The following is a 22,564-nucleotide window of genomic DNA, read 5'->3' as shown; positions in this document are numbered from 1 at the left end:
TTGGTAATAACAAAGTTAAAAAAAGGAATGCTCCGGCTAATGTAAAAATAATATGCCTAATATTGTCCCAAGTATGATCAGCACCATTTATCAGCCTTTTAAGAATTTCGATTTCAAGCACAAAAACTGTTTTTTAAGCGGGGATACCTTTACTGCTCCCGTAGTTGAAACCCCGATACTGCCGGAATGGCTGTTGAAAATCGCCGGCTTTAGCGGTGAAGAACAGATCAAACTGTTGGATGAAAGTATCCGCAGTTACAACAGTCTGACCATACCCTGCGATACCGGGGTACTGCAACATTTTATTCAACCGCTTGAGGACCGGATCAGCAGTGCTTTTAAGGCAGGCTATGCCGCTGTTTCTAAGCTGGATGAAACAGACATCTTCAATTGGATCGGCAAGTTCATGTACGGGCTGATCTATGTAGAAATGAATGCCGCAGTCAAACAGCAGCAGCTGAGTGCAGACGGAGTAAATATGTCCCAGGGGCTGATGCACAAATTTGGCAACCTGCACACCATGATCCAGAAGATCTATACGGATGTCGTCTTTGAGGATTTTACACCCTGGTCTATCGTTATTGTACCTCTTGAAGAAAAAGATACCCCTTTTAGCTTCAGGGACGAGATCAATACCATGACTTTTTCATTGAAGCTGAAAGACTTTGGCATCATTGCCGTTTTGCAGGACAATGGCACCAATAAAAAGTACCATCAGGAACTACTTGGCCAGATCGCAGGAAACAATTTGTCCGCACAGCAGTTTGAAGAACTTTGTGCACGTTTTTACTATTCAGCCTATTTGTTCAACCGTCTGCCTGAATATACGATCATGCCCGTTGATGGTTCGATTTATATAGAAGCCATGCCGCTTCGTGGCACCCTCAATAAACCTATTTTCGATTACTGGCAGCACAAGACCTATGCACAGGTACTACAGGATTTCTGGAAGCCCTGGGGGCATACCCTGTTTGAGATCATCAAAGATCCTGCAAATCCCATCAGTTATTTCAACCCGCCAAGCTTGCCAGCTACCAGTTAGCCGATCTTCATCTGGATTTGTTCTATGAAATGAGGAATTACTCCCGGAACCAGTAACACCGTCAATATCAAACCGGCCAGTGCCCCGAAGAAATGCGCGTCATGGTTGATATGGTCTCTTGCCTGTCTCGAAGCATACACACAATAGACCAGGTACAAAGGCCCGAATACAATCGCCCATATCGGAATAGGAATCGGGAAAATGATCATACTCGAAAACGGGACAAATAAAATGTAGCTGAACAGCACCGCGCTGATTGCTCCGGAGGCACCCAGACTATTGTACCAGATGTCATTTTTGTGTTTGATGACAGAAGGAATATCGGCGGCTACCATACTCACAAAATAAAGAATGCCGAAGTTAAGTGAGCCTATAATTCTCTCCAGCTGAAATGCAAAGAAGAAAAAGGTCATCATGTTAAAGATCAGGTGCATCCAGTCCGCATGAATGAGACCGCTGGTGATCAGCGTATAAACCCTGTGCCGCCTTGAAACATTATAAGGGTTCAGCATGAATTTCCCGTACAGGTCAGGGTTGCTGAAGGCATAAATACTGGTAATGATCGTAAATAAAAATATAAGAGAAGCAACAGGTGTCTCGTTGATGTAATTCATGCTATTTTAGCTTTAATGGAATGTCTTTTACCAGTCTGGCAATGGGGTAGCGGCAATGGGTTTTTTCGTAATAATCCGAATTTTTATAGACAAAATCAAGCTGGGCATCCGCATTTTTACTCAGTTCCGGATTTTTAGCCTTTTCCTGCTCCAGCTTTGCCTTCAGCTCCGGATCTTTTTTTAGCAGTTCCGCGGCGGTATCTTCAAATACATAAGCAGAGAAATGCTCCTTCATGCTCAATATGGAATCAAAGAAGTTCCAGTTGAAAAACGAGTCTGTAGCCTGGGGTTCCAGCGTTTCTATAATGTACCGGTTTACCGGCTGATCCGTATAAACTACGTAGTCGCCTTTGTAAAACTGAAGCCTCTGTTTGACCGTGTTCAGCTTCACACCGGAATGCAGGTAATGCCCCTCATAAGGCTTCGGTTGTGTTTTATAGTCGACAATGTAATACAGGTCTGCCTCAACCTCTGTATCCTGCTGCAAACGACGCAGCTTTACCCGGTTTAGTTTTAAGAGGCCGATCACTTTTTCCCATGCCTGAGGTATGAGGTAGGCAACAGGCTTGTCAATGACCACGGCTGGTTCAAAGTTGTTCCACTGCTTTATCGTTTTGGTATAAGGCGCATTGCGGTCATAGTAAAGCCGGTCGAGTCCGCTTACCTCACTTGTTTTTTGTTTGGCGGCATAGCCCTTAAATTCAATGTCGTCTGCCAGTTTATCGTTCAGCTTCCATTCCAGGGTAAACCTCTCTTGTCTTGCGATCTGTTCATCAGCCTTCCGCTTATTTTCACCTATGACTCCAGCATCCCGTACCACAATGTCAATATAATGCTGCAGCAATTTATAGGTAGCATCGACCCTCTTGTCGTAGGCTTTCAGCATGTGCGTTTCCGGCATAAAACCAATGGTGTTGTGCAGTGCGGTATATCCGGTAGAGAAACGCGGCGACTCCAAAAAACCAGTGATCCCCGCATCCGGGGTTTCTTCAACAGAATTGACGTAAGGGATCATTTCATAGCCACTGTTTTTCATCCCTTCGTACAGTGAAGGGATCATGGTTTTGGTCATGTAAGCTGAAAGTAACGGATGGAGTTTGTCCTTTTGGGTCGGGATCAGTGTCATCACATATTGGTAATCCGCACCGTTGCTGGTATGGGTGTCTACAAAGATCTCCGGCTGCCAGGTATTAAAAATTTCCTGGAATGCACGGGAGTTTCTGGAGTCTGTCTTGACAAAATCCCGGTTCAGGTCATAGTTCCTGCCATTGCCCCTGAAACCATAAGCAACCGGTCCGTTCTGATTGGCCCTTGAAGTTCCGGTGCGGTTAAAACTGCCATCTATATTATAAACAGGAATGATACAGATCACCGTGTTTTGGGACAGGCGATCATTTTTCAGCAGGTCTCTGGCCAACATCATGCTGGCGTCTATACCTTCCGGTTCGCCGGGATGAATCCCGTTGTTGATCAGCAAAATGCGTCTGCCGCTTTTCCTGATCGCGACAGGGTCAAAGACCTGCTCTTTTGACAGGACCAGCACATGCAATGGCTCGCCGGAATCTGTAATTCCGCAAGTAATCAGTTTGGCCTGGGGGTAATCACGGTCCAGGTCCCTATAATATTGAATGACCTGATGATAAGTCGCGGTTTCTTTTTTGCCGCTGATCTCATACGGCGTTAACTGTGCAAAGGCATCCATAGCCAGGAAGAAAGAAAAGATTAAAACTAAACAATTGGTTGGGGAGCGCTTCGGTGCCATTAGTATAACGATTTTTTTGAAAGCCCCAATAAGCCAAAATGGTACTTAACGCCAATACTGTAGAAATTATAGATGTCAGGGACCCCATCTTTGAAAGTTTCAGAGGAATTGTCATAACCGTCGAGCCCTTCACCCATCGTAAGATTGCTTTGGAGGTTTAAATTGAGGGCAAACCTGTGGTTGCCGGACTGACTGGGAAAATAATAGCTTATGCCCACATTTATCGGTACCATGAGTTCAAAAGAAGCATTTCTACCCGGAAAATCATTGCCGGTAGATTTATTGACCCTGGTTATCCTGGTAATGTTGTTTCGAACGATCCCGGCTCCGCCGCCCACATAAAGCCACTTTACCGCATTCAAAAAATTGCTGCGGTCATAGTCCACCAAAGCACCCAGGTACAGTCTGGCGTTTAAGGATGCTGCTTTATAGGAATTGGTAAACTGCCTTTGGGTAGGGTCATTAGCCGCCGGGCCGGCCTTGATCTTTCCATACTGGAGTTCTCCTCCTAAACTTAAAAAGGGTGTGAAGAAGTAGTCCAGAGTACCATACGCTGACGGTGCGAAATCATTTTTGTTGACATCTGTAAAAGATTGCGTAAGGCCATAACCCGCACCGACACTGAGTTTGTTAAAGTTGGTTTGGGCAAAAGCATTAAAACAAAGGAAGAGCGCCAGAAATGAAGTAAGTGCTGTTTTCAAAAGTATCTTCTTTAAGTAAAGCTCAAATCGTAATCTTATATATAACTTTGTTTTTTCAATTAGAGTATGCTAAAATATCAAAATAAAAACAAATCGCTTCAAAGCAGGTTTATGAAATACGTTCAGATCGACACCCAATCTGATCCGCTTTCTGAAACCACACCTTCAACAGCAAAACAAAAAGACCTCGGAAAAGTTCTGACAGCCGAACTTTTGCAAATGGGGATCACCGACGCGCAGCTTGACGAATATGGCTATGTGTATGCCACCATCCCTTCAAACAGTGAAAAGAAAGATGTGCCTGTAATTTGTTTTTGTTCTCATATGGATACTTCCCCGGACTGCTCCGGTAAAAATGTAAAACCAATTATACACCCCAATTACCAGGGACAGGACCTGGTACTGCCCGATGATCATTCCATAATTCTGAAAATGAATGAACATCCCGACCTGAAAGACCAGATCGGGAATGACATCATTACAGCCAGTGGTACCACCTTGCTGGGAGCAGACAACAAAGCCGGCGTAGCGGAAATCATGGAGGCCGCATTATTCCTGACAGAGAATCCGCAGATCAAACACGGCACGATAAAGATCCTGTTCACACCCGACGAAGAGATTGGGCGCGGAGTAGATAAAGCCGACCTGAAAAAACTGGGCGCCGATTTTGGATATACCATAGACGGAGAAACCCTGGGGTCCATTGAAGACGAAACCTTTTCGGCAGACGGTGCCGTCCTGACCATCAACGGAGTCAGTACGCATCCCGGTTTTGCCAAAGGCAAAATGGAAAGCGCGATAAAGATCCTCTCAGATGTGATCGCCGCATTGCCTGCAGACTGTCTTTCCCCGGAATCCACGGAGCTTAAAGAAGGATTTATACACCCGGTTTCGATAGGTGGCAGTGTGGAGCAGGCAGAGGCAAGGTTCATCATCAGGGCATTTGACGATGAAGAACTAAAATCATACGGCGAACTGCTTGACGCAACCGTTCAAAACATCATTGAAGATTTTCCCAACTCGACATACCAGCTCAGGATCACTGAACAATACCGCAATATGAAACAGGTGCTAGATCAATATCCGCAGGTGATCGCAAATGGTATAGAGGCCATTAAAAGAGCAGGTATCGTTCCTAAGCAGCAGAGCATCAGGGGCGGGACCGACGGATCACGCCTGTCTTTTATGGGCTTGCCTTGTCCAAACATCTTTGCCGGCGAACACGCATTTCATGGTAAACAGGAGTGGGCTTCGGTACAGGACATGGAAAAAGCGGTAGAGACGATCATCAATATCGCGATGATCTGGGAAGAACAGGCTTAGGACCCTAGGGTGAGCCTGGCCAGATACTGGTCTTGCTGATCTTCAAAAATGACCTCAGCATTCCAGCCTGTTTCCGCGGCAAGATCTTTCAGTGTTTTCTTGTCCACATACACCCATTTGAACCAATTGCCTTTTACGCTTTTGTATTCATAGCGGAAGCTCACCTCACCATAATATCCCCGCTGCGGGAATGCGATTTCCTGGTACAGATACATCAGGTCAGAACTGTCAAATATGAGCTGCCCGCCGGGGTTCAGCAGGTCCTTTACCGTTTTCAGAAAGACTTTCAATCCAGCCAGCGAGCCGGTAAGGCCAATGCCATTCATCATGAACAGCAGGGTGTCGTATTTACCGCCCTTATATTCAAGGATATTTCCTTCAATTGCTTTTTTCAGTCCCCGCTGCTTCATAATGGTTACCGCAGCGGGAGATATGTCCATGCCCGTAACGTCAAAGCCCCTCTTTTGGAGAACAAGCGCATGACTGCCCACACCCGCACCGACATCCAGCACCTTTCCTTTGCATTGTTTCAGGGCTTCAAGTTCAAGCTCCGGCATTTCCGCTTCATTTCTGAAATAGATCTCCACAGGCATTTCCTCGGGTTCATCATAAGAATTGTGCACCCACAAAATGTCCGCGGGAGGTTTTATAAACTGATCTTTCAGGGCTTCGCCAAATACGTCCATTCTGCAAACTTACGGAAACCTTTATCTACAGTTCAAATTCCTGGTGGTATTGCGGAATTTCAACGTGATCAAACCCATGATCTTTCAGCCGCAGTGCAAATCTTTGCTGCACATCATACTCTCCGTGAACCAGGAAAAGCTGCCTGACCGCTTTTGGTTGCTGGCACTCCAGAAACTGCAGCAGGTCTTCATAATCGCCATGTGCGCTCATGGATTGTATGGAGCGCACTTCTGCCACTACATCATATTCTTGTCTGAACATCCATACTTTATGTCTTCCTGCAATCAGTTGTCCGGCAAGTGATCCGGGAGAAGCGTAGCCGACCATCAATATCGTGTTTTTCCGGTTGCCAATGTTATTTTTGATGTGGTGCCGCACCCTTCCACCCTCGGCCATTCCTGATGATGAGATGATCACACAAGGCCTGGGATCATCATTTAGAGCTTTGGATTCCACGACATTTTCAATGAACTTCAGTCCTTTAAAATTAAAGACATCATTGTCGATCTTCATGACCTGCTTTACACCATTGTTATAATACTCCGGATGATTTTTTAACACTTCAGTGGCCTGTTTAGAGAGCGGACTGTCCACATAATACCGGACATCGGGCAGTTGTTTTTTGAGTTCCAGCGCATTCAGGGCAAATAAGAGTTCCTGTGTGCGGCCCACGCTGAAAGCAGGTATGATGACCTTTCCTTTTTTTACAAGGCAGGTTTCGCTGATGATCTCTCTTAAAGCTTCTTCAATAGGCTCCAGGTCTTTATGCAATGAGTCCCCGTAAGTAGATTCCATAATAATGTAGTCTGCCTGGGGATAATTTTGAGGGCTTTTCAGAATCAGGTCACCATAACGGCCTACATCACCACTGAAGGTCAGACGGGTTTCAGTTTCATTCTCTTTGATCTTTAAATGAACCGCCGCGCTCCCGATAATGTGTCCGGCATCTGTAAACCGTAAAGTGACGCCGGGAGTAATTTCAAAATCCTCCAGGTACTCCACTACCTTAAACAGGCTCAGTGTTTTGACGACATCCTCTTCGGTATACAGGGGCATCTCCTGGTCTTCTTTCAATTTGATGTGGCGGTTTGCGTACTCCGCATCCTGTTCGTGGATCTTCGCGGAGTCCATCAATAAGATTCTCGAAAGGTCCATAGTCGCCGGGGTACAATATACAGGGCCGCTAAAACCTTCAGCTACCAATCTTGGCAGCAGGCCGCAATGGTCAATATGAGCATGGGACAAAACCACAGCAGACATCCCTTTAGGGTCGAATCCAAAAGACTCGTTCAATCCGTCTGTTATATCGCCCATTCCCTGGAACAAGCCGCAGTCCAGTAAAATTTGAGTACCGTTATTTAGTGTAAGCAGGTGTTTACTGCCGGTGACAGCGCGTGCCGCCCCATGAAAAGTAATTTTCATTCAATAGATTAAACACTAACTTTAGCAAACTTATCTTTTACCCTGTCGGTTACGTCTGCAATTTTGTCTTTGGAAGAATCGATCAGATCACAAAGCCAATCGGTCATTTTGTTTTTCATGTCACCGCCTTTATCAGACGATAATATCAATGCTACTGCTGCGCCAAGAGCTGCTCCTGCCAATACACCTGCTATAATTTTAGTTTCTTTCTTCATGATCTTTTATTTTATGAAAGTTAAACAAAAAACTCATGGAATAGTTTTTTGTAAAAATAAGAGGCGGTCATCTTCGTATATTTAAGCATGTTAAAAATCCTCTCTTACCTGAACATCGCACTGGCGCTGACTTATTTTCTGGCTTATCTGCTGAACAGCTACTCCTTTGCGATTTTGGGTGTGCTGCTGGTTATTGTACATAGCGCGATGGTAATTGCCAAACTCGATCGGGAAAATGAATTTACGCTGATCAATTATATCCTTGGCGGGACCTGCCTGATCTTTGCTGCTTTTCTGAGCCTGTGGGTGATCAATGTTTTCAGCGCTGCCTTTGTAAACCATTACCTGGCTGATGTACGGCTTTACCTGTTATTGTCAGCACCTTTTGCACTGAGCATAATACTTGCGTTTACGCTTTTGTGCCTGCACAAAAAGTAAGTTATACCCATCCCCACAATTCCTCTGGGTTTCCCGCGTGCCTTCTGCGGTTAAAAGTACCTCTAACCGCAGAATATATGCCCGATAACCGCAGGAAGCCCACAGGAGGTCGCTCCCAACCGCAGAATTGCCTTACCAGATTATAGCCACGTCTTATCCGGTAATAGTACAGATACTGGAATAAAGCACCTGAAATGTATCAGGATTCCAGACTTTTGTATAAATCCTTGTCAGCATTCCAAAATAACTTTGTGGTGTAATTAAATCAAAAAGAATATCACAATGGCAAAGACAATTTTTATAACAGGCGCTTCGAGAGGATTTGGTAAAATCTGGGCAGAGGCATTTTTAAAACGCGGCGATAAAGTAATAGTTACCGCAAGGAACACAGACACATTAGCAGATCTGGTGAGTAAATATGGTGATGCGGTATTGCCCATACAGCTGGATGTAAACAACAGGGCAGATAGCTTTGCTGCGGTAAGCCAGGCAAAAGCGCATTTCGGCCGGATTGACGTATTAATCAACAACGCAGGCTACGGCTTATTTGGCACCATAGAAGAAACCAGCGAGCAGGAAGCACGTGAGCAGATCGAGACCAATGTATTTGGCCTGCTCTGGCTGACCCAGGCAGTGCTGCCGGTGATGCGGGCGCAAGGCAGCGGTCACATTATACAGGTATCCAGTATCCTGGGCGTGGCCACACTTCCTGTATTGGGGATTTACAATGCTTCAAAATTTGCAGTAGAGGGACTGAGTGAGACCCTTGCTTCAGAAGTAAAAGATTTCGGGATCAAAGTAAGTCTTATAGAGCCAAATGGATTCTCTACGGAATGGGCCGGTGCGTCGGCTATTTACAGTGAGCCCATAGCCGCATACGATCAGGTAAAAGCAGATTTCCAGGCGGGCCTGGTAGACGAGATCTTTGGTGTACCGGAAGCCACTGCCGGAGCAGTTTTGAAACTGGTCGATGCTGAAAATCCGCCGTTGCGCTTGTTCCTTGGCAAAGTAGCTTTGCCATGGGCGAAACAGGTATACGCAGACAGGCTGGCGACCTGGGAAGAGTGGGCAGATGTTTCTGCTGCTGCTCATGGGAAGTAATCACCATCCAGTTTGTAAACATTACGTAATGTAAACCAAAATATAAATCTGCACCACGATAATGGTGTAGATTTATATCATAATATTTTTGTTATGCAACATTTCAAAAGCCTTGCTGAGCTCCACCGGGCCAATGGGCTTCCCGCTCCGGAAAATCCGCTGCTCAGCCTGGTCCAATGCCACAATTCCTGTACAATAGGCGTAACGGAATTTACCACGGACTTTTATATGATCGGGTTCAAGAAACTAAGGTCCGGCACATTTCTGTACGGAAGGACTAAATATGACCATGAAAACGGATCTATGTCTTTTGTAAAGCCCAGACAGGTCATTGAAATGAAAAACCTGGAATTTGAAGAAGACGGCTTCCTGATTTACATCCATGAAGATCTTTTAAACGGGCATCCGCTGCACAACGAGATCAGGAAGTACGGGTACTTTGATTATGAAGCCAATGAAGCCTTACACCTGTCCCCAAAGGAAGAGCAGATCATTTGGGAGCTTTACCATAAAATAGAGACAGAATATTACAACAACCAGGATGAGTACAGCCGGGACATCATCATCGGTCATCTGGATTCCATCCTGAAATATTCACAGCGCTTTTATAAAAGACAATTCATCAACAGGACGGATCTTTCCGGTAAAATGGTTTCCAGGTTTAATGACATACTTTCTGTTTACCTGGATAAGGGGGGCTTGCAGACCAAAGGCCTGCCTACTGTTCATTTTATGGCAGATCAGCTGAACATTTCCGCACGCTATCTGAGTGACTTATTGAAACAGGAAACAGGGAAAACGGCGATCGAGCTGATCCATATCTTTCTGATCTCTGAGGCCAAAAACCTGTTAAAAGGTTCAGACCAAAATATTGCAGAAACGGCATATACGCTTGGATTTGAAAACCTGCCATATTTTTCGAGACTGTTCAAGAAAGAAGTAGGGCTCAGTCCAAATCAGTTTAAGAAACAGGCGCTGAACTAAACTTTCCAAATACAGGAGTCCCCATTTCTAGTTGTTGATCATCGGAGGGAGATTTTTGTCCTTATTGCGCAGATCGATGCCACCCTCATATACAGATTTGAGATTGGTCAGGTAAAATGCCCATCCGTTTGAGCAGCCCAGTCTGATGAATTGTTTGGACTGGTCGTCTGTCGGAATGTTGTGGTGTCTGAGCTCGACTATGGTATAACCATTTGCTTCGGTCAGCTTCACGTCTACCAGGCATTCACCTTCAAAGGTAAACTGCAGATAATCTTTTCCGTTTGCGGCTTTGACCACACCCTTCATTGGATCGGCATAAAGAAACCAGAACCATTCGTAGGTGATGTGCGCTGTCGCATTGATGTACTTGCTGATGGCATCTTCCTGACTATTGAAAAATGTGGCCTTTTCTAAAAACCATTTCTCGAGTTCATTTGACTTCGTCCAGGCATTGTAAATGTCGGACAGCCGCGCTTTGATCGCTATTTTTTTTGTAAAAGAGGTCCAGTCGAAATTTTCCATATGATAAAGATAAATTTACAAACAATAATCATGCAAGCAGAATAATAACTGTAGTTTGGTGATAATTTTAACGGAGTTCAGTATGAAGAACATTATTATTCATCACCCATGCGTGTCTGTCTCTTATTAACCATCGCTCTGCTGCTTTGCAAAGCAGCACTATTCGGTCAGCAAAAAGATCTTGTAAAGAATGCCGGAATTACCTCCTCAATACATAAGTCTAGCGTAGGAAAAATTCTATTTTCTTCAAAGCAGGTGTCTGTGCCTGATCTTAAAGGAGCAGAGTTTTTGGAGACTTATGAGCTCACCAATAAAAGCGATCTTTTTATGACATGCTTTATGGCCAATTCCATGACCAATTATTTACACCGCCTGGCCCCGGGAATGCATCGTGATACATTGCTCAGTCATGGTAACTACCAGGCTTCTTTTTATGTAGATAACCGGCTGGTCTATCAGACAAATCTACTGCCCGGGGCACCACAGCCCTGGCTTCAGGATACGGTTACTGTAATGAGTAAGCCGCTGATCAGTGATAAAAGCAGTTGGTGGAGCCAGTCGATGTGGAACCGGTTTATGGTGAATGGAGGAGACAGTGTGCTGACAGATGGCCCTCATGCATTTAAAATGGAGTTGCGGCCTTATATCAATATATCAGGACTGAAGACGGGGGATCTCATTGCTTCCGGGCATTTGAACATGCAGGTACACAGAAAGGTTCGTATAGACATTGCAAAAATTGATCTGAACCCGATAAAGCCATATCCGGGCCTGCCTGTTTCAAAAGAGTGCTTTAATGTCAGTATGATCAAAGAACTAAAGGGTAATATTAACGAAGGACTCTTTAAACACATTTCCAGTATTGTGGTCATCAAAGATGGCAAGCTGCTTGTTGAGGAGTATTTCAACGGTTCAGACAGGGATTCCCTTCACGATCCCCGCTCTGTCGGTAAGTCGTTTGCATCGACAATGACCGGCATTGCCATAGGAGATGGGTATCTTAAAAATGAAGATCAGACATTGAAGGAGTTTTACAATCTGAAATCACTGCCTGATTATTCACCGGAAAAGGAGAATGTGTCTGTAGGGGACCTGCTCAGCATGAATTCTGCTTTCAACGGAGATGACGACGATGGGAACTCGCCAGGTAATGAAGAAAATATGTATGATCAACCGGATTGGGTGAAATTCACGCTGAGTTTGCCAGCAAGTGAGACAGCCAAAAGCAAATGGCATTATTTTACAGCAGGGGTAATCTTGCTGGGAGATATTTTAAACAAACAGATTCCTGGCGGGCTTGAAAGATATACCGATGAAAAACTCTTCAAGCCTTTGGCCATTACCAATTATAAATGGGCATATACTCCGCAAAATCTGCCCAATACTGCCGGCAGCATACAAATGAATGCGCTGGACTTTGCTAAATACGGGCAGTTATATAAGAACGAAGGCAAATGGAATGGCAAACAGGTTATTCCTAAGGAATGGGTCCGCAAAACCTTTACGAAACACAGATTAATTACAGGACGTACAGGTGAGTATTACGGATACCTGTTCTGGAATAAAAAATATAAAGTAGCGGATAAGGAATATGAAACTTTTTATTGTGCGGGTAACGGAGGTAATAAAATATACATTTTTAAAGATCAGCCGCTGGTTATTGTTGTTACTGCTACTGCATACGGGGCTTATTATGCCCATCCGCAGGTAGATAAAATGATGGAAAATTATATCTTACCGGCAGTGCTCACTGACTGTGCACCAGTTCGTCGTGGTGCAGGATCTCGTCCCTGATCAAGTTTAACAGCGGAAGGTCTATCCTGCAATCCAGGCTCTGTCTGCAGTGTTCATGATCTTCTTCATCTATTTCAATGGTGCCTATCCGCTCCAGTTCGTCATTGTAGATCTGGTATTGATCGTTGTCCAGTGCTTTAATGTTGTAGAAGTGACCAAGTCCTTCATTGTCTGCTACTTCGATTCTGAATTGTTCCATAATAGTCAGGGTTGATGTATAGCTTTTAACAAGCGACTTCACAGATTGTTCAGATTTTTTTAATTCATAAACGTAGTCCATTAAAACGGAGACATGGTTTATTGTGAGGGGATGCGGAAGCCGTTAATCTCCTTTTATCGCATAGCCCATGTACAGGATATTCATATCGTTGCTCTCCACCAAAAAAAATTTCTCGCCAAGTTCAACAAAGCTCCATGTGCCTTTTGCTCTTTTTCGCAAATAGCCCAGCATCGTCGGTACGGGCACACTTGGAGACGAACCTCTGTGCTCTTTCCAGTCTAAATTATTCTTGGCCAGCAGGGTTTTTAACTCCTGCGGTTTGATGAACATGTCCCAGTTGTGTAAGTTAGGCGGCATAAACGCCCAGCGTTTCCATTCCTGCCATATTTTAATGGCGACCAGTTTGCTTACGAAAGTCCGGTTTAATGTATCATAAAAGAACAATCCGCCGGGTTTTAGTACGCGGGATATTTCAGAAATTACTTTAGGCAAATCCATTACATGCTCCAGTACATCACAACATACCACACAATCAAAAGATTGATCAGGATAGGGCAGATTTTCTGCAAAACCCTGCTCATATTTTATGTTTAGACCACTTTGTTTAGCATGGTTTATGGCTGTATTCAGCGAATTTTCAGAGGGCTCTATTCCTGTTGTTTCAAAGCCCAATTTACATACCTCTTCAGTAAGGATCCCTCCACCTGAGCCAACTTCCAACGCCGTCTTTCCGGCTGGATCTATATTTAACCTGGTCAGCACTTTCTTAAAATAACCGACGCGGCATGGGTTGACACCGGTTTTTAGGATGTGCAGTACAGTGTCGGGTCTCCACCAGATGTCGCCATCTGCATTGTAAAGGTCGTTATCTATTTTTTCATAGACTTCGGTTGAGATTTTTTCCATGTTGGTTTAATTTGGCTTATCTAAACTAATAAATATTTAACTATCAGCAAAATAGCTAAATTAAACTATAAAAAAAGCAATCTGCCAATACAATCTTAATTTGTTAAATTTAGGCATTTAAAATATATTATGAATAAATCATTCCTTGCAACATTCGCATTACCCCTATTCCTTTCTATCCTGCTATTTAATAACGCAACTGCCCAGTCAACCGTACAGGAACGTATCAAACAGGTGGAAAATAACCTGACAGAAAATCTTCAGACCGATGATACTGGTCCGATGAACCTGCAGAAAAGGATGGAGCACTATAAGGTGAACGGACTGAGCATTGCCGTGATAAAGGACTACAAAATAGATTGGGCAAAAGCTTATGGTGTCGCAGATGCTGCTTCAAAAATTCCCGTGACCGATAAGACACTTTTTCAGGCCGCATCAATCAGCAAGTCGCTCAATGCTGTTGGGGTGATGAAGCTTTTTAGCAGCCGGCATCTGGATCTGTTTGCTGACATCAATACCTATTTAACCAGCTGGAAGTTTCCTTACGACTCGTTGTCGAAAGGGAAAAAGATCAATACCGCTAATCTGTTGAGTCATACCGCAGGGCTGAGTGTGCATGGTTTTGGCGGATATGAACCGGGAACTCCGATCCCCTCGGTGATCCAGATTTTAAATGGAGAGAAGCCCGCTAATTCAGGTGCGGTGAGGTCGGTTTTTGAACCGGGAATCCGGCAGCAATATTCCGGGGGCGGGACTACCATAACCCAGCTAATGATTACGGATATCAGCAAGGAACGCTATGAAAAATATATGTCAGATCAGGTCTTGAAGCCGATGGGGATGCTGAGCAGTACTTTTGCACAGCCACCTGCCGGGCTGAAACCGGGTGTTTTGGCTACGGGTTATGATGTTGGCGGTAAGGAGATCAAAGGCAAATACCATATTTATCCTGAGCAGGCCCCTGCGGGTTTGTGGACGAACCCTACAGATCTGGCCAGGTACATCATCGAGACGCAGCTGGCTTATGAAGGCAGGTCGGCTAAAGTACTGGATCGGGAAACCACTGCGCTGCGCCTGACTCCCTACATGAATCCCGATGCTGCGCTGGGTGTTTTTATTGAGGATTATAACGGGCTGAAATATTTCGGGCATGGCGGTGCAAACGAGGGATTCCGTAGTGGTTATTATGGAAGCCTGGCTGGCGGCAACGGTTTGGTGATCATGGTAAACTCCGATAATGGGGAGATCATACAGGAACTGATCAACAGTATTGCTTCGGTCTACGCTTTCAAAGGATTGAATAAAACCAAAAAAATCAAACTGGCTGATGTTTCGGAAAAAGATCTGGACAGTTATTTAGGCGATTATCAGCTGACACCGAAGCTGGTGCTTACCATTACCCGTGAAGGTAAAAAGGTTTATGCACAGGCTACAGGACAATCCAGGATTGAAGCCTTCGCTGAAACCAGTTCCAAATTCTTTTTTAAAGTGATCCATGCCAATATGGAGTTTGTGAAAGACGATCGGGGTAAGGTGACAAAAATGATTTTTAACCAGGGTGGCAGGATTGAAGCGAAGAGACTTTAGAAATGGACAGGGCTTTTTATAAGCTCTGCCCGCAGGTGAAAGGAAAGAAGCGTAAGGCGAGGCTGCTGGGTAAGGATGCGGCCGGCTACATGGACATGACGGAGTTTACCTTTAGCCGGTTGGTAAAGCAATAGAAAGGGAAAAAATGTCATCGTCTTCATAAATCTCTTCTTTATCGGGATCGGATTTTAGAATCACATCATCGGGCTGAGGTTCTCTTATACATTTTTCCAGCTGATCACATGGTACCTGGTACGTTGCTGGTCTTCGTCGCCGCCATAAATCAGGCTTTTTTTAATGGTTAGGTTAGGTGTTAATTCTTCAAAATAATCTAATTCTTTAAATAGGGCCGATGAAATGGTTTGTGTGGCTTTGATTTCAAAAATATCAAAACCATTGTGCGTTTTTATTAATAGATCTACTTCCCGGCCATTACTGGCTTGCCAGAAGTGATAATCAAGATGCTGATACTGGTGGTGGTTCCTTTTTTGATATTCGGCAACGATCATGTTTTCAAAGAGATTGCCTTTAAGTCTGTTTTGTTCAAAATCTTGTGATGTTCTGATCCCTAATAAATGATTGAGCAAGCCGGTATCGTAAAAATAAAGTTTGGGACTTTTTACCAGGCGTTTATTGAAATTTTGATGATATGGTTGCAGCTGAAAAGTGATATAGCTGCTTTCCAAAATAGAAAGCCAGGCCTTTGCCGTGGGATGTGATATGTCACATTCGTTTGCCAGGGAACTTATATTTAACAATTGCCCGGCCCGTGCAGCACATAAGCCCAGGAAAGTACGGAATAAGTTGATGTCGCGGATGTTTAACAGCTCGGTGACATCCTTTTCTATATAGGTCTGAAGATAGTTGGCATAAAATACGGTAGGATTTATTTCGCGGGTGTAGATGGCGGGATAAAATCCTGTGACTGCAGTTTGGGCATAGGACCAGGTTGGAATACCCGCGTCTTTTAACTCATAAAAATCAAATGGTAAAAGCTTAAATAAGGCCACACGACCGGCAAGGGTTTGTGTAATGCTGTTTAGCAGGTGAAAATTTTGGGAGCCTGATAAGATAAATTGACCCATTTGGCCGCTGTCATCAACAATGCCCTGGATATATGAAAAAAGTCCGGGGACGCGTTGTACTTCATCAAAAATAACCTGCTGGTCGTATAGTTTTAAAAAACCAACAGGATCTTCGGTGGCAAAGGCGCGTACATCTGGGTTTTCTAAAGATATATATCGGTAGCCGCTAAATAATTCTTTTAACAAAGTAGTTTTTCCGGATTGCCTGGGGCCGGTCAGGGCAATTATCGGGAATTTTGTTTTTTGCTCTTCTATCTTGCTGGCAATCTGCCTGGTTATAAAGCCTTTCATATCTCAAAGATATCTTAATTTATGATTTGCACGGCTTCTATTTATAAATTTACATGAGTTTAATTTTGAATTTGCACTTGTTTTATTTTGAATTTGCACTAGTGGGTTGTCTTTTGCCTTGTTGCTTTTAACAGGTTTGGGAGGTCTGGCAGCAATTTTATAGGCATAGATTTAAACAAGAATGTCGCTCCGCGAGACTTTATAGTTTCCATTGAGGGCAATACGAATCACTCCTCAACCTCATCGCCATCATCGATATTCAGGCTCAAATCATCGTCTTCATCATGGTTCAGGCCCACGTCATCGTCTTCATAAATCTCTTCTTCAGGATCCGGGTCGGGGACCAGTTTAATTTGAGTTTCCATAGCTTGTGTTTTTAAGGTTATAAAAGGGTAACAACTTTTTTGCTCAAGTGTTTGACAATTAAATATTTTGCGCTATCTTTGCAGTCCCTAAAATTTAGGGGGAATAAATAATTGTTTAACAAATTAAATACAAGCAAGTGAATACGTTAAGTTACAAAACTGTCTCTGCCAATGCAAAAACTGTTAACAAACAGTGGGTTGTTGTGGACGCTGAAGGCGAGATTTTGGGGCGCTTGTCATCGAAGATCGCTATGATCATCCGTGGTAAAAACAAGCCTGAGTACACCCCACACGTAGACTGCGGCGATAATGTGATCGTTATCAATGCGGACAAGATTAAGTTGACCGGAAACAAAATGGCTGATAAAGTCTATACTTCCTATACTGGTTATCCAGGTGGTCAGCGCTTCATTTCTCCGAAAGAGTTATTGGCAAAACATCCTAAGCGTGTTATCGAGAAAGCAGTACGCGGTATGTTACCTAAAACTAAACTTGGCGCTAAATTATACACCAACCTTTATGTTTATACAGGTACAGAACATCCTCATGCGGCACAGTCACCAAAAACCATTAAACTTTAATTAAAGAAGAAATGTCAGTTACAAATACTTCAGGAAGAAGAAAAACTGCTGTTGCCCGTATCTACTTAAAAGAAGGCAATGGTACCATTACCGTAAACGGTAAAGATCATAAAGTATATTTCCCAACCTTACCTTTGCAATACATCGTTAACCAGTCGTTTGAAGTTTCTGAACTGGTTGGTCAGTATGATGTTAATGTAAACGTAACAGGTGGTGGTATCAAAGGTCAGGCAGAGGCTGTTCGTTTAGCTATCGCTAAGGCTATCGTTGAATTAGATGCTGAGAAAAAACCGGCATTGCGCGCTAAAGGGTTAATGACCCGTGATATGCGTATGGTTGAGCGTAAGAAACCAGGACGTAAGAAAGCACGTAAGAAATTCCAATTCAGTAAACGTTAATCTTAAGGAGACAAAACAATGGCAAGAACTACATATCAAGACTTATTGGATGCAGGTGTACACTTTGGTCACCTTACCCGTAAATGGAACCCAAAAATGGCGCCTTACATTTTCATGGAGCGCAATGGTATCCACATTATAGATTTAAATAAAACTTTAACTAAAACTGAAGAAGCTGCTTCAGCGATCAAACAGATCGTAAAATCAGGTCGTAAGATCTTATTTGTAGCGACTAAGAAACAAGCTAAAGAAATCGTTGCTGAGCAAGCTAAAAAAGTAAACATGCCTTTCGTAACTGAGCGTTGGTTGGGTGGTATGCTGACTAACTTTGCTACTGTGCGCAAGTCGATCAAGAAGATGGCCAACATCGACAAGATGACTAAAGACGGAACTTATTCGATCCTTTCTAAGAAAGAGCGTTTGATGATCCAGCGTGAGCGTATCAAATTGGAAAGCTTACTGGGCGGTATTGCGGACTTAAACCGTTTACCTGCTGCGATCTTTTTAATTGACGTTAAGAAAGAGCACATCGCTGTTAGCGAAGCGTTGAAATTGAACATTCCAACTTTTGCAATGGTGGATACCAACTCTGATCCTTCGAACATCGATTTCCCGATCCCTGCGAATGATGATGCTACTAAATCTATCTCTTTAATCACTGATGTGATCATCAAAGCAATTGAAGAAGGTTTGGATGAGCGCAAACGCGAAAAAGATGAGGAAACTGAAAAAGAAGCTGTAGCTGCCAAAGCTGCTGCTGATGCTCCTGAAGCTGCCGCTCCTGGTGCAAGAAGGAAAAAAGTTGAGGCTGATGCTGACGCTACCACAGAAGAAGGTACAAGCGAAGAAGCTTAAATAGTAAAATAATTTGGGTTGTATGGTGCGTTGCAGGGTTCTACTTACAACAATACTATACAACCCATAATTTTTAAATCATAACTTAAAAAAGAAAACTAAGATGTCAGTACAAATTACTGCTGCAGATGTAAATAAATTACGCCAACAGACCGGTGCCGGTATGATGGACTGCAAAAAAGCATTGGTAGAAGCAAACGGAGATTTTGAAGCAGCCGTTGATTATTTACGTAAAAAAGGTGCTAAAGTAGCGGCTTCACGTCAGGACCGTGATTCTAACGAGGGTGTTGTGATTGCTAAGGCTACTGCTGACGGCAAACGTGGTGTTGTTATTGAGCTGAACTGCGAAACTGACTTTGTGGCCAAAAATGCTGATTTCGTAGCTTTGGCTAACAAATTTACTGATCTTGCTATCGATAAAAACCCTGCTTCTCTTGAAGAGCTTTTATCTTTGGATATCGATGGTCAGAAAGTTTCTGATATCATTGTTGAAAACACTGGTAAGATCGGCGAGAAAATCGGTATTTCTAAGTTTGAAACTATTTCCGGCGAAAAAGTTATTCCTTACATCCACGGTAATTACCGCTTAGGGGTATTGGTTGCTTTAAACCAGGCTGTTACAGGTGCTGAAGAGGCTGGTAAAGATGTGGCCATGCAAATTGCTGCGATGAACCCGGTTGCGCTGGATAAAGGTGATGTTGATGCGACTACCATCGAACGTGAAACTGAGATTGCTAAAGAGCAGATCCGCGCGGAAGGTAAACCGGAAGAAATGGTTGAGAAAATCGCTGCCGGTAAATTGAACAAATTCTACAAAGACAGTACTTTACTGAATCAGGAGTTTGTGAAAGATTCATCTAAAGATGTCCGTAAATTCTTAAATGATACTGCTGCAGGTTTGACTGTAACTTCATTTAAAAGGGTACAATTGGGCGCTTAATTTTTAGCATTCATTTGATATTGAAAAGGCCTTCTGTGATCAGAAGGCCTTTTTTGTTTATCAGACTTTCGCACTGTATCATAAGGCTTCGTCATTGCGAGGCAGGTGTGTATTATTTTCTATATTTGACGCTGTACAATATATTTGACTCCGTACAATGCAAACCCTATGATCGCAATAACGAACAGTAAATTTTTTGATGGTGATGTGCTGGTCACGGACCATACTGTATTTATAGAAAACGGCAAGATTACCAGGATCAGTCAGGATTTGATGCCTGGAGGTTGTGAAGTGATCGACGGTGAAGGGGCTTTTCTAAATGCCGGTTTCATTGATCTGCAGATCTACGGCAGCGGCGGGAACTTGTTTTCAGCATATCCGGAGACAGAAACATTGCGGCAAATGGACCTGGACCTTGTGCATAAGGGTACAACCGGCTTTCTGGCCTGTGTGGCTACAAATACATCTGAGATCGTATGGCAGTCCATCACTGCAGCAAAAGCGTACCGTGAGGATGCAGTCGGTTTTTTGGGCCTGCATCTGGAAGGACCTTACCTGAACGCCAAACGCAGGGGCGCACATATTGCAGAATATATCCGTAAGGCATCCCTGGATGAGGTCAAACGACTGATGGAGCATGCGGACGGGGTAGTGAAAATGATGACAGTTGCCGCTGAGCTGCAGGATGACGAGGTGATCAGTTATTTACTGGATCAGGATGTGATACTGTCGCTCGGTCATAGTGATGCCGGTTATGCGGAGGCCACTGCAGCTTATGATAAAGGTTTTAAGACCACGACACATTTGTTTAACGCGATGCCTTCGATACATCACCGCACGCCAAACCTCCCTGCGGCGGTTTATAACCATCCTGCTGCAATGGCCAGCATTATTGCTGACGGCAGCCATGTTGATTTTGCGATGGTAAAGATCAGCCATAAAGTAATGGGCGCCCGCCTGTTCCTGATCACTGATGCAGTTACGGAATGTAATATTGGTCCTTATCAGCACCAGCTTTCCGGTGATAAGTTCATTACCCCTGACGGAACTTTGTCCGGTTCTAATATTACTTTGTTACAGGCTGTACAAAATTGCGTGGAGCATTGCGGGATTTCTCTGTCTGATGCATTAAAAATGGCTTCTTTGTACCCTGCCAGATTGATAAACACTCCTGGACAGACGGGTGAGGTCATGGTGGGCGGCAAGGCAGATCTGGTACTGATTTCAGAAGATCTGAAACTGAAAAGAGTATTTGCAGGCGGGCGGGAATACAAATACTGAAGCAGCTTACAGCAGAGAGAACAATAAATTGCATTTATTTGCAATTTTATCTAAGTTTGAGGCCATGAAATATAAACGGATCCTGCTCAAATTAAGTGGCGAATCGCTGATGGGCGAGAAGCAATATGGTATTGATAATGAGGTAGTAAGGCAATATGCCGAAGACATCAAAGCAGTACATGACGAAGGACTTCAAATTGCAATTGTTATCGGTGGCGGGAATATTTTCAGGGGTTTAAGTGCGGAGAAATCTGGAATGGACCGCGCCCAGGCCGACTATATGGGTATGCTGGCAACGGTGATCAATAGTATGGCTTTACAGGATGCGCTTGAAAAGGTGGGACTTAAAACCAGGCTGCTGACCGCGATTAAAATGGAGCAGATCTGTGAACCCTTTATCAGAAGAAGGGCTGTGCGCCATTTGGAAAAAGGCCGGGTGGTAATTTTCGGCGCCGGTACCGGTAATCCTTATTTTACTACAGATTCAGCTGCAGCATTGCGTGCTATAGAAATAAAAGCGGATGTGGTATTGAAAGGTACCCGGGTAGACGGAATTTACACCGCTGACCCGGAGAAAGATCCGGCTGCTACTAAATATGCTGAAATCTCATTCAAGGAGGTATATGCTAAAGGTTTGAACGTCATGGACATGACAGCTTTTACCCTTTGCGAAGAAAATAAGTTGCCGATCATTGTGTTTGACATGAACAAGTCTGGTAACTTCATGAAGATTGCCGGAGGTGAGGAGATCGGAACGCTGGTAAGATAAAAACTGATTCTAAATTTTATATTTGCTATAAATTTAAATGTTATGAATGACCTCATAAAGAAACAACTGCAAGATGCACAGGTATCCATGGATAAGGCAATTTTACATTGCGAGTCAGAACTGACTAAAATCCGTGCGGGAAAAGCTTCGGCGGGAATGCTTGATGGAATCGTGGTTGATTATTATGGAAGTGCAACTGCACTGAGCCAGGTGGCCAGCATAAATACCCCGGATGCCCGTACGCTGATCGTTCAGCCATGGGAGAAAAACATGCTGGTGCCAATAGAACGGGCGATTATGGAAGCAAATATCGGCATCAATCCTCAGAATGATGGTGTGGTGATCAGACTGGTGGTACCGCCGCTAACAGAGGAACGCAGAAAAGACCTTGTAAAAAAGGTAAAGGAAGAAGCTGAAAGGGGCCGCATTACGGTACGTAATATCCGTAAGGATGCCAATGAAAAGATCAAGAAACTGAAAGGCGAGAGTGTTTCTGATGATGAGATCAAAACAGGTGAAACGGAGGTTCAAAAGATTACTGACGCCTATATTATTAAGGTTGATAAACACGCGGAGCTAAAGGAAAAGGACATCATGACGGTATAAACCAGATTTATAATCTATAAGTAATTTAAAGGGAATGAGGTAAATGCTTCATTCCCTTTATTTATTTTTGCCAGC

Annotated in this window: 26 protein-coding genes; 15 read left to right on the top strand and 11 right to left on the bottom strand. The window is 43.8% G+C overall.

The features are described 5' to 3' along the window. Window positions 1–52: 52 nt before the first annotated feature. Window positions 53–1,042 (top strand): hypothetical protein, encoded by a 990-nt coding sequence (locus QEP08_RS16750; protein WP_285059736.1) that lies wholly within the window; start codon window positions 53–55, stop codon window positions 1,040–1,042. Here the strand turns inward: QEP08_RS16750 and QEP08_RS16745 are convergent. Genes QEP08_RS16745 through QEP08_RS16735 form a run of 3 tightly spaced genes read right to left on the bottom strand, consistent with a single transcriptional unit; the run spans window position 1,039 to window position 4,119 of the window. Then, window positions 1,039–1,656: a rhomboid family intramembrane serine protease gene (locus tag QEP08_RS16745; protein WP_285059735.1), complete on the bottom strand. Its 618-nt coding sequence runs from the start codon at window positions 1,654–1,656 to the stop codon at window positions 1,039–1,041. The two genes, QEP08_RS16750 and QEP08_RS16745, sit on opposite strands and share 4 nt — an antisense overlap. Window position 1,657: 1 nt before the next feature. After that, the gene (locus QEP08_RS16740) at window positions 1,658–3,418 is read right to left on the bottom strand and encodes a M14 family zinc carboxypeptidase (RefSeq protein WP_285059734.1); all 1,761 of its coding nucleotides are present in this window, start codon (window positions 3,416–3,418) and stop codon (window positions 1,658–1,660) included. After that, the gene (locus QEP08_RS16735; RefSeq protein ID WP_285059733.1) at window positions 3,418–4,119 is read right to left on the bottom strand and encodes an outer membrane beta-barrel protein; all 702 of its coding nucleotides are present in this window, start codon (window positions 4,117–4,119) and stop codon (window positions 3,418–3,420) included. The genes QEP08_RS16740 and QEP08_RS16735 overlap by 1 nt, the downstream gene beginning before the upstream one ends. 66 nt (window positions 4,120–4,185) lie before the next feature. On the opposite strand from QEP08_RS16735, the gene pepT reads away from it, so the two are divergent. Then, entirely contained in the window at window positions 4,186–5,442 is a 1,257-nt protein-coding gene (gene pepT / locus QEP08_RS16730; RefSeq protein WP_285059732.1) for a peptidase T, read from the top strand. On the opposite strand, the gene QEP08_RS16725 is transcribed toward pepT, so the two are convergent. The 3 genes from QEP08_RS16725 to QEP08_RS16715 are packed head-to-tail and all read right to left on the bottom strand — an operon-like array spanning window position 5,439 to window position 7,766. Continuing rightward, window positions 5,439–6,128 (bottom strand): class I SAM-dependent methyltransferase, encoded by a 690-nt coding sequence (locus QEP08_RS16725; protein WP_285059731.1) that lies wholly within the window; start codon window positions 6,126–6,128, stop codon window positions 5,439–5,441. The genes pepT and QEP08_RS16725 overlap by 4 nt on opposite strands. Window positions 6,129–6,153: 25 nt before the next feature. Continuing rightward, window positions 6,154–7,551, bottom strand: a complete 1,398-nt coding sequence (locus QEP08_RS16720) for an MBL fold metallo-hydrolase RNA specificity domain-containing protein (RefSeq protein ID WP_285059730.1) — start codon at window positions 7,549–7,551, stop codon at window positions 6,154–6,156. A gap of 8 nt (window positions 7,552–7,559) precedes the next feature. Further along, complete coding sequence (locus QEP08_RS16715) at window positions 7,560–7,766, bottom strand: YtxH domain-containing protein (RefSeq protein ID WP_285059729.1); 207 nt, start codon at window positions 7,764–7,766, stop codon at window positions 7,560–7,562. Window positions 7,767–7,853: 87 nt separating this feature from the next. On the opposite strand from QEP08_RS16715, the gene QEP08_RS16710 reads away from it, so the two are divergent. The 3 genes from QEP08_RS16710 to QEP08_RS16700 all read left to right on the top strand — a co-directional run bounded on the left by QEP08_RS16710 (window position 7,854) and on the right by QEP08_RS16700 (window position 10,289). Continuing rightward, complete coding sequence (locus QEP08_RS16710) at window positions 7,854–8,204, top strand: hypothetical protein (RefSeq protein ID WP_285059728.1); 351 nt, start codon at window positions 7,854–7,856, stop codon at window positions 8,202–8,204. A 282-nt stretch (window positions 8,205–8,486) separates the two neighbouring features. Then, a complete protein-coding gene (locus tag QEP08_RS16705) occupies window positions 8,487–9,305 on the top strand; it encodes an SDR family NAD(P)-dependent oxidoreductase (RefSeq protein ID WP_285059727.1) in 819 nt (272 codons plus the stop codon). A gap of 93 nt (window positions 9,306–9,398) precedes the next feature. After that, complete coding sequence (locus QEP08_RS16700; protein WP_285059726.1) at window positions 9,399–10,289, top strand: helix-turn-helix domain-containing protein; 891 nt, start codon at window positions 9,399–9,401, stop codon at window positions 10,287–10,289. A gap of 27 nt (window positions 10,290–10,316) precedes the next feature. Here the strand turns inward: QEP08_RS16700 and QEP08_RS16695 are convergent, their stop codons facing one another. Beyond that, window positions 10,317–10,811, bottom strand: a complete 495-nt coding sequence (locus tag QEP08_RS16695) for an SRPBCC family protein (RefSeq protein WP_285059724.1) — start codon at window positions 10,809–10,811, stop codon at window positions 10,317–10,319. Window positions 10,812–10,919: 108 nt separating this feature from the next. Here QEP08_RS16695 and QEP08_RS16690 point away from each other — a divergent pair, with 108 nt between their 5' ends. Continuing rightward, complete coding sequence (locus QEP08_RS16690) at window positions 10,920–12,605, top strand: serine hydrolase domain-containing protein (protein WP_285059722.1); 1,686 nt, start codon at window positions 10,920–10,922, stop codon at window positions 12,603–12,605. Here QEP08_RS16690 and QEP08_RS16685 read toward each other — a convergent pair. Together QEP08_RS16685 and ubiG are read right to left on the bottom strand one after the other, a co-directional pair. Continuing rightward, window positions 12,559–12,804 carry a hypothetical protein gene (locus tag QEP08_RS16685; RefSeq protein ID WP_285059721.1) on the bottom strand — a complete coding sequence of 82 codons (246 nt, stop codon included), beginning with the start codon at window positions 12,802–12,804 and terminating at the stop codon, window positions 12,559–12,561. The genes QEP08_RS16690 and QEP08_RS16685 overlap by 47 nt on opposite strands. 123 nt (window positions 12,805–12,927) lie before the next feature. After that, complete coding sequence (gene ubiG, locus QEP08_RS16680) at window positions 12,928–13,731, bottom strand: bifunctional 2-polyprenyl-6-hydroxyphenol methylase/3-demethylubiquinol 3-O-methyltransferase UbiG (protein WP_285059720.1); 804 nt, start codon at window positions 13,729–13,731, stop codon at window positions 12,928–12,930. Window positions 13,732–13,860: 129 nt separating this feature from the next. Between ubiG and QEP08_RS16675 the strand changes: the two genes are divergently transcribed. After that, window positions 13,861–15,318, top strand: a complete 1,458-nt coding sequence (locus tag QEP08_RS16675) for a serine hydrolase (protein WP_285059719.1) — start codon at window positions 13,861–13,863, stop codon at window positions 15,316–15,318. A gap of 2 nt (window positions 15,319–15,320) precedes the next feature. Next, window positions 15,321–15,452, top strand: coding sequence for a hypothetical protein (locus QEP08_RS16670; protein ID WP_285059717.1), 132 nt, complete (start codon window positions 15,321–15,323; stop codon window positions 15,450–15,452). An 84-nt stretch (window positions 15,453–15,536) separates the two neighbouring features. Here QEP08_RS16670 and QEP08_RS16665 read toward each other — a convergent pair whose 3' ends face one another. Together QEP08_RS16665 and QEP08_RS16660 are read right to left on the bottom strand one after the other, a co-directional pair. Next, window positions 15,537–16,694, bottom strand: coding sequence for an ATP-binding protein (locus tag QEP08_RS16665; RefSeq protein WP_285059716.1), 1,158 nt, complete (start codon window positions 16,692–16,694; stop codon window positions 15,537–15,539). A gap of 227 nt (window positions 16,695–16,921) precedes the next feature. Further along, entirely contained in the window at window positions 16,922–17,059 is a 138-nt protein-coding gene (locus QEP08_RS16660; RefSeq protein ID WP_285059715.1) for a hypothetical protein, read from the bottom strand. Between the two features lie 137 nt (window positions 17,060–17,196). Here QEP08_RS16660 and rplM point away from each other — a divergent pair, with 137 nt between their 5' ends. From rplM to frr, 7 genes are all read left to right on the top strand, one after another. Next, a complete protein-coding gene (rplM, locus tag QEP08_RS16655) occupies window positions 17,197–17,640 on the top strand; it encodes a 50S ribosomal protein L13 (RefSeq protein WP_285059714.1) in 444 nt (147 codons plus the stop codon). 11 nt (window positions 17,641–17,651) lie between these two features. Then, a complete protein-coding gene (rpsI, locus tag QEP08_RS16650) occupies window positions 17,652–18,038 on the top strand; it encodes a 30S ribosomal protein S9 (RefSeq protein ID WP_285059713.1) in 387 nt (128 codons plus the stop codon). A gap of 18 nt (window positions 18,039–18,056) precedes the next feature. Further along, window positions 18,057–18,893 (top strand): 30S ribosomal protein S2, encoded by an 837-nt coding sequence (gene rpsB / locus QEP08_RS16645; RefSeq protein ID WP_285059712.1) that lies wholly within the window; start codon window positions 18,057–18,059, stop codon window positions 18,891–18,893. Between the two features lie 103 nt (window positions 18,894–18,996). Beyond that, window positions 18,997–19,833: a translation elongation factor Ts gene (gene tsf, locus QEP08_RS16640; RefSeq protein ID WP_285059711.1), complete on the top strand. Its 837-nt coding sequence runs from the start codon at window positions 18,997–18,999 to the stop codon at window positions 19,831–19,833. A gap of 168 nt (window positions 19,834–20,001) precedes the next feature. Continuing rightward, the gene (nagA, locus tag QEP08_RS16635; protein ID WP_285059709.1) at window positions 20,002–21,114 is read left to right on the top strand and encodes an N-acetylglucosamine-6-phosphate deacetylase; all 1,113 of its coding nucleotides are present in this window, start codon (window positions 20,002–20,004) and stop codon (window positions 21,112–21,114) included. 64 nt (window positions 21,115–21,178) lie between these two features. Continuing rightward, window positions 21,179–21,883: a UMP kinase gene (gene pyrH / locus QEP08_RS16630; RefSeq protein ID WP_285059707.1), complete on the top strand. Its 705-nt coding sequence runs from the start codon at window positions 21,179–21,181 to the stop codon at window positions 21,881–21,883. 42 nt (window positions 21,884–21,925) lie between these two features. Next, complete coding sequence (frr, locus tag QEP08_RS16625; protein WP_285059706.1) at window positions 21,926–22,489, top strand: ribosome recycling factor; 564 nt, start codon at window positions 21,926–21,928, stop codon at window positions 22,487–22,489. The last annotated feature ends 75 nt before the right edge of the window (window positions 22,490–22,564 follow it).

Origin of the sequence: Pedobacter ginsengisoli, from assembly GCF_030244015.1 — a bacterium.
Lineage (GTDB): Bacteria > Bacteroidota > Bacteroidia > Sphingobacteriales > Sphingobacteriaceae > Pedobacter > Pedobacter ginsengisoli.
This window is presented reverse-complemented; position numbering and strand designations above follow the sequence as displayed.

Coding starts and splice junctions, on each gene's coding strand:
- pepT (WP_285059732.1), top strand. CDS start 4,186: ATGCTAAAATATCAAAATAAAAACAAATCGCTTCAAAGCAGGTTTATG.
- tsf (WP_285059711.1), top strand. CDS start 18,997: ATGTCAGTACAAATTACTGCTGCAGATGTAAATAAATTACGCCAACAG.
- QEP08_RS16745 (WP_285059735.1), bottom strand. CDS start 1,656: ATGAATTACATCAACGAGACACCTGTTGCTTCTCTTATATTTTTATTT.
- QEP08_RS16705 (WP_285059727.1), top strand. CDS start 8,487: ATGGCAAAGACAATTTTTATAACAGGCGCTTCGAGAGGATTTGGTAAA.
- QEP08_RS16710 (WP_285059728.1), top strand. CDS start 7,854: ATGTTAAAAATCCTCTCTTACCTGAACATCGCACTGGCGCTGACTTAT.
- QEP08_RS16725 (WP_285059731.1), bottom strand. CDS start 6,128: ATGGACGTATTTGGCGAAGCCCTGAAAGATCAGTTTATAAAACCTCCC.
- QEP08_RS16670 (WP_285059717.1), top strand. CDS start 15,321: ATGGACAGGGCTTTTTATAAGCTCTGCCCGCAGGTGAAAGGAAAGAAG.
- ubiG (WP_285059720.1), bottom strand. CDS start 13,731: ATGGAAAAAATCTCAACCGAAGTCTATGAAAAAATAGATAACGACCTT.
- nagA (WP_285059709.1), top strand. CDS start 20,002: ATGATCGCAATAACGAACAGTAAATTTTTTGATGGTGATGTGCTGGTC.
- QEP08_RS16750 (WP_285059736.1), top strand. CDS start 53: ATGCCTAATATTGTCCCAAGTATGATCAGCACCATTTATCAGCCTTTT.
- QEP08_RS16720 (WP_285059730.1), bottom strand. CDS start 7,551: ATGAAAATTACTTTTCATGGGGCGGCACGCGCTGTCACCGGCAGTAAA.
- pyrH (WP_285059707.1), top strand. CDS start 21,179: ATGAAATATAAACGGATCCTGCTCAAATTAAGTGGCGAATCGCTGATG.
- frr (WP_285059706.1), top strand. CDS start 21,926: ATGAATGACCTCATAAAGAAACAACTGCAAGATGCACAGGTATCCATG.
- QEP08_RS16695 (WP_285059724.1), bottom strand. CDS start 10,811: ATGGAAAATTTCGACTGGACCTCTTTTACAAAAAAAATAGCGATCAAA.
- QEP08_RS16700 (WP_285059726.1), top strand. CDS start 9,399: ATGCAACATTTCAAAAGCCTTGCTGAGCTCCACCGGGCCAATGGGCTT.
- QEP08_RS16690 (WP_285059722.1), top strand. CDS start 10,920: ATGCGTGTCTGTCTCTTATTAACCATCGCTCTGCTGCTTTGCAAAGCA.
- QEP08_RS16665 (WP_285059716.1), bottom strand. CDS start 16,694: ATGAAAGGCTTTATAACCAGGCAGATTGCCAGCAAGATAGAAGAGCAA.
- rpsI (WP_285059713.1), top strand. CDS start 17,652: ATGTCAGTTACAAATACTTCAGGAAGAAGAAAAACTGCTGTTGCCCGT.
- QEP08_RS16675 (WP_285059719.1), top strand. CDS start 13,861: ATGAATAAATCATTCCTTGCAACATTCGCATTACCCCTATTCCTTTCT.
- QEP08_RS16740 (WP_285059734.1), bottom strand. CDS start 3,418: ATGGCACCGAAGCGCTCCCCAACCAATTGTTTAGTTTTAATCTTTTCT.
- QEP08_RS16715 (WP_285059729.1), bottom strand. CDS start 7,766: ATGAAGAAAGAAACTAAAATTATAGCAGGTGTATTGGCAGGAGCAGCT.
- QEP08_RS16685 (WP_285059721.1), bottom strand. CDS start 12,804: ATGGAACAATTCAGAATCGAAGTAGCAGACAATGAAGGACTTGGTCAC.
- QEP08_RS16660 (WP_285059715.1), bottom strand. CDS start 17,059: ATGGAAACTCAAATTAAACTGGTCCCCGACCCGGATCCTGAAGAAGAG.
- rpsB (WP_285059712.1), top strand. CDS start 18,057: ATGGCAAGAACTACATATCAAGACTTATTGGATGCAGGTGTACACTTT.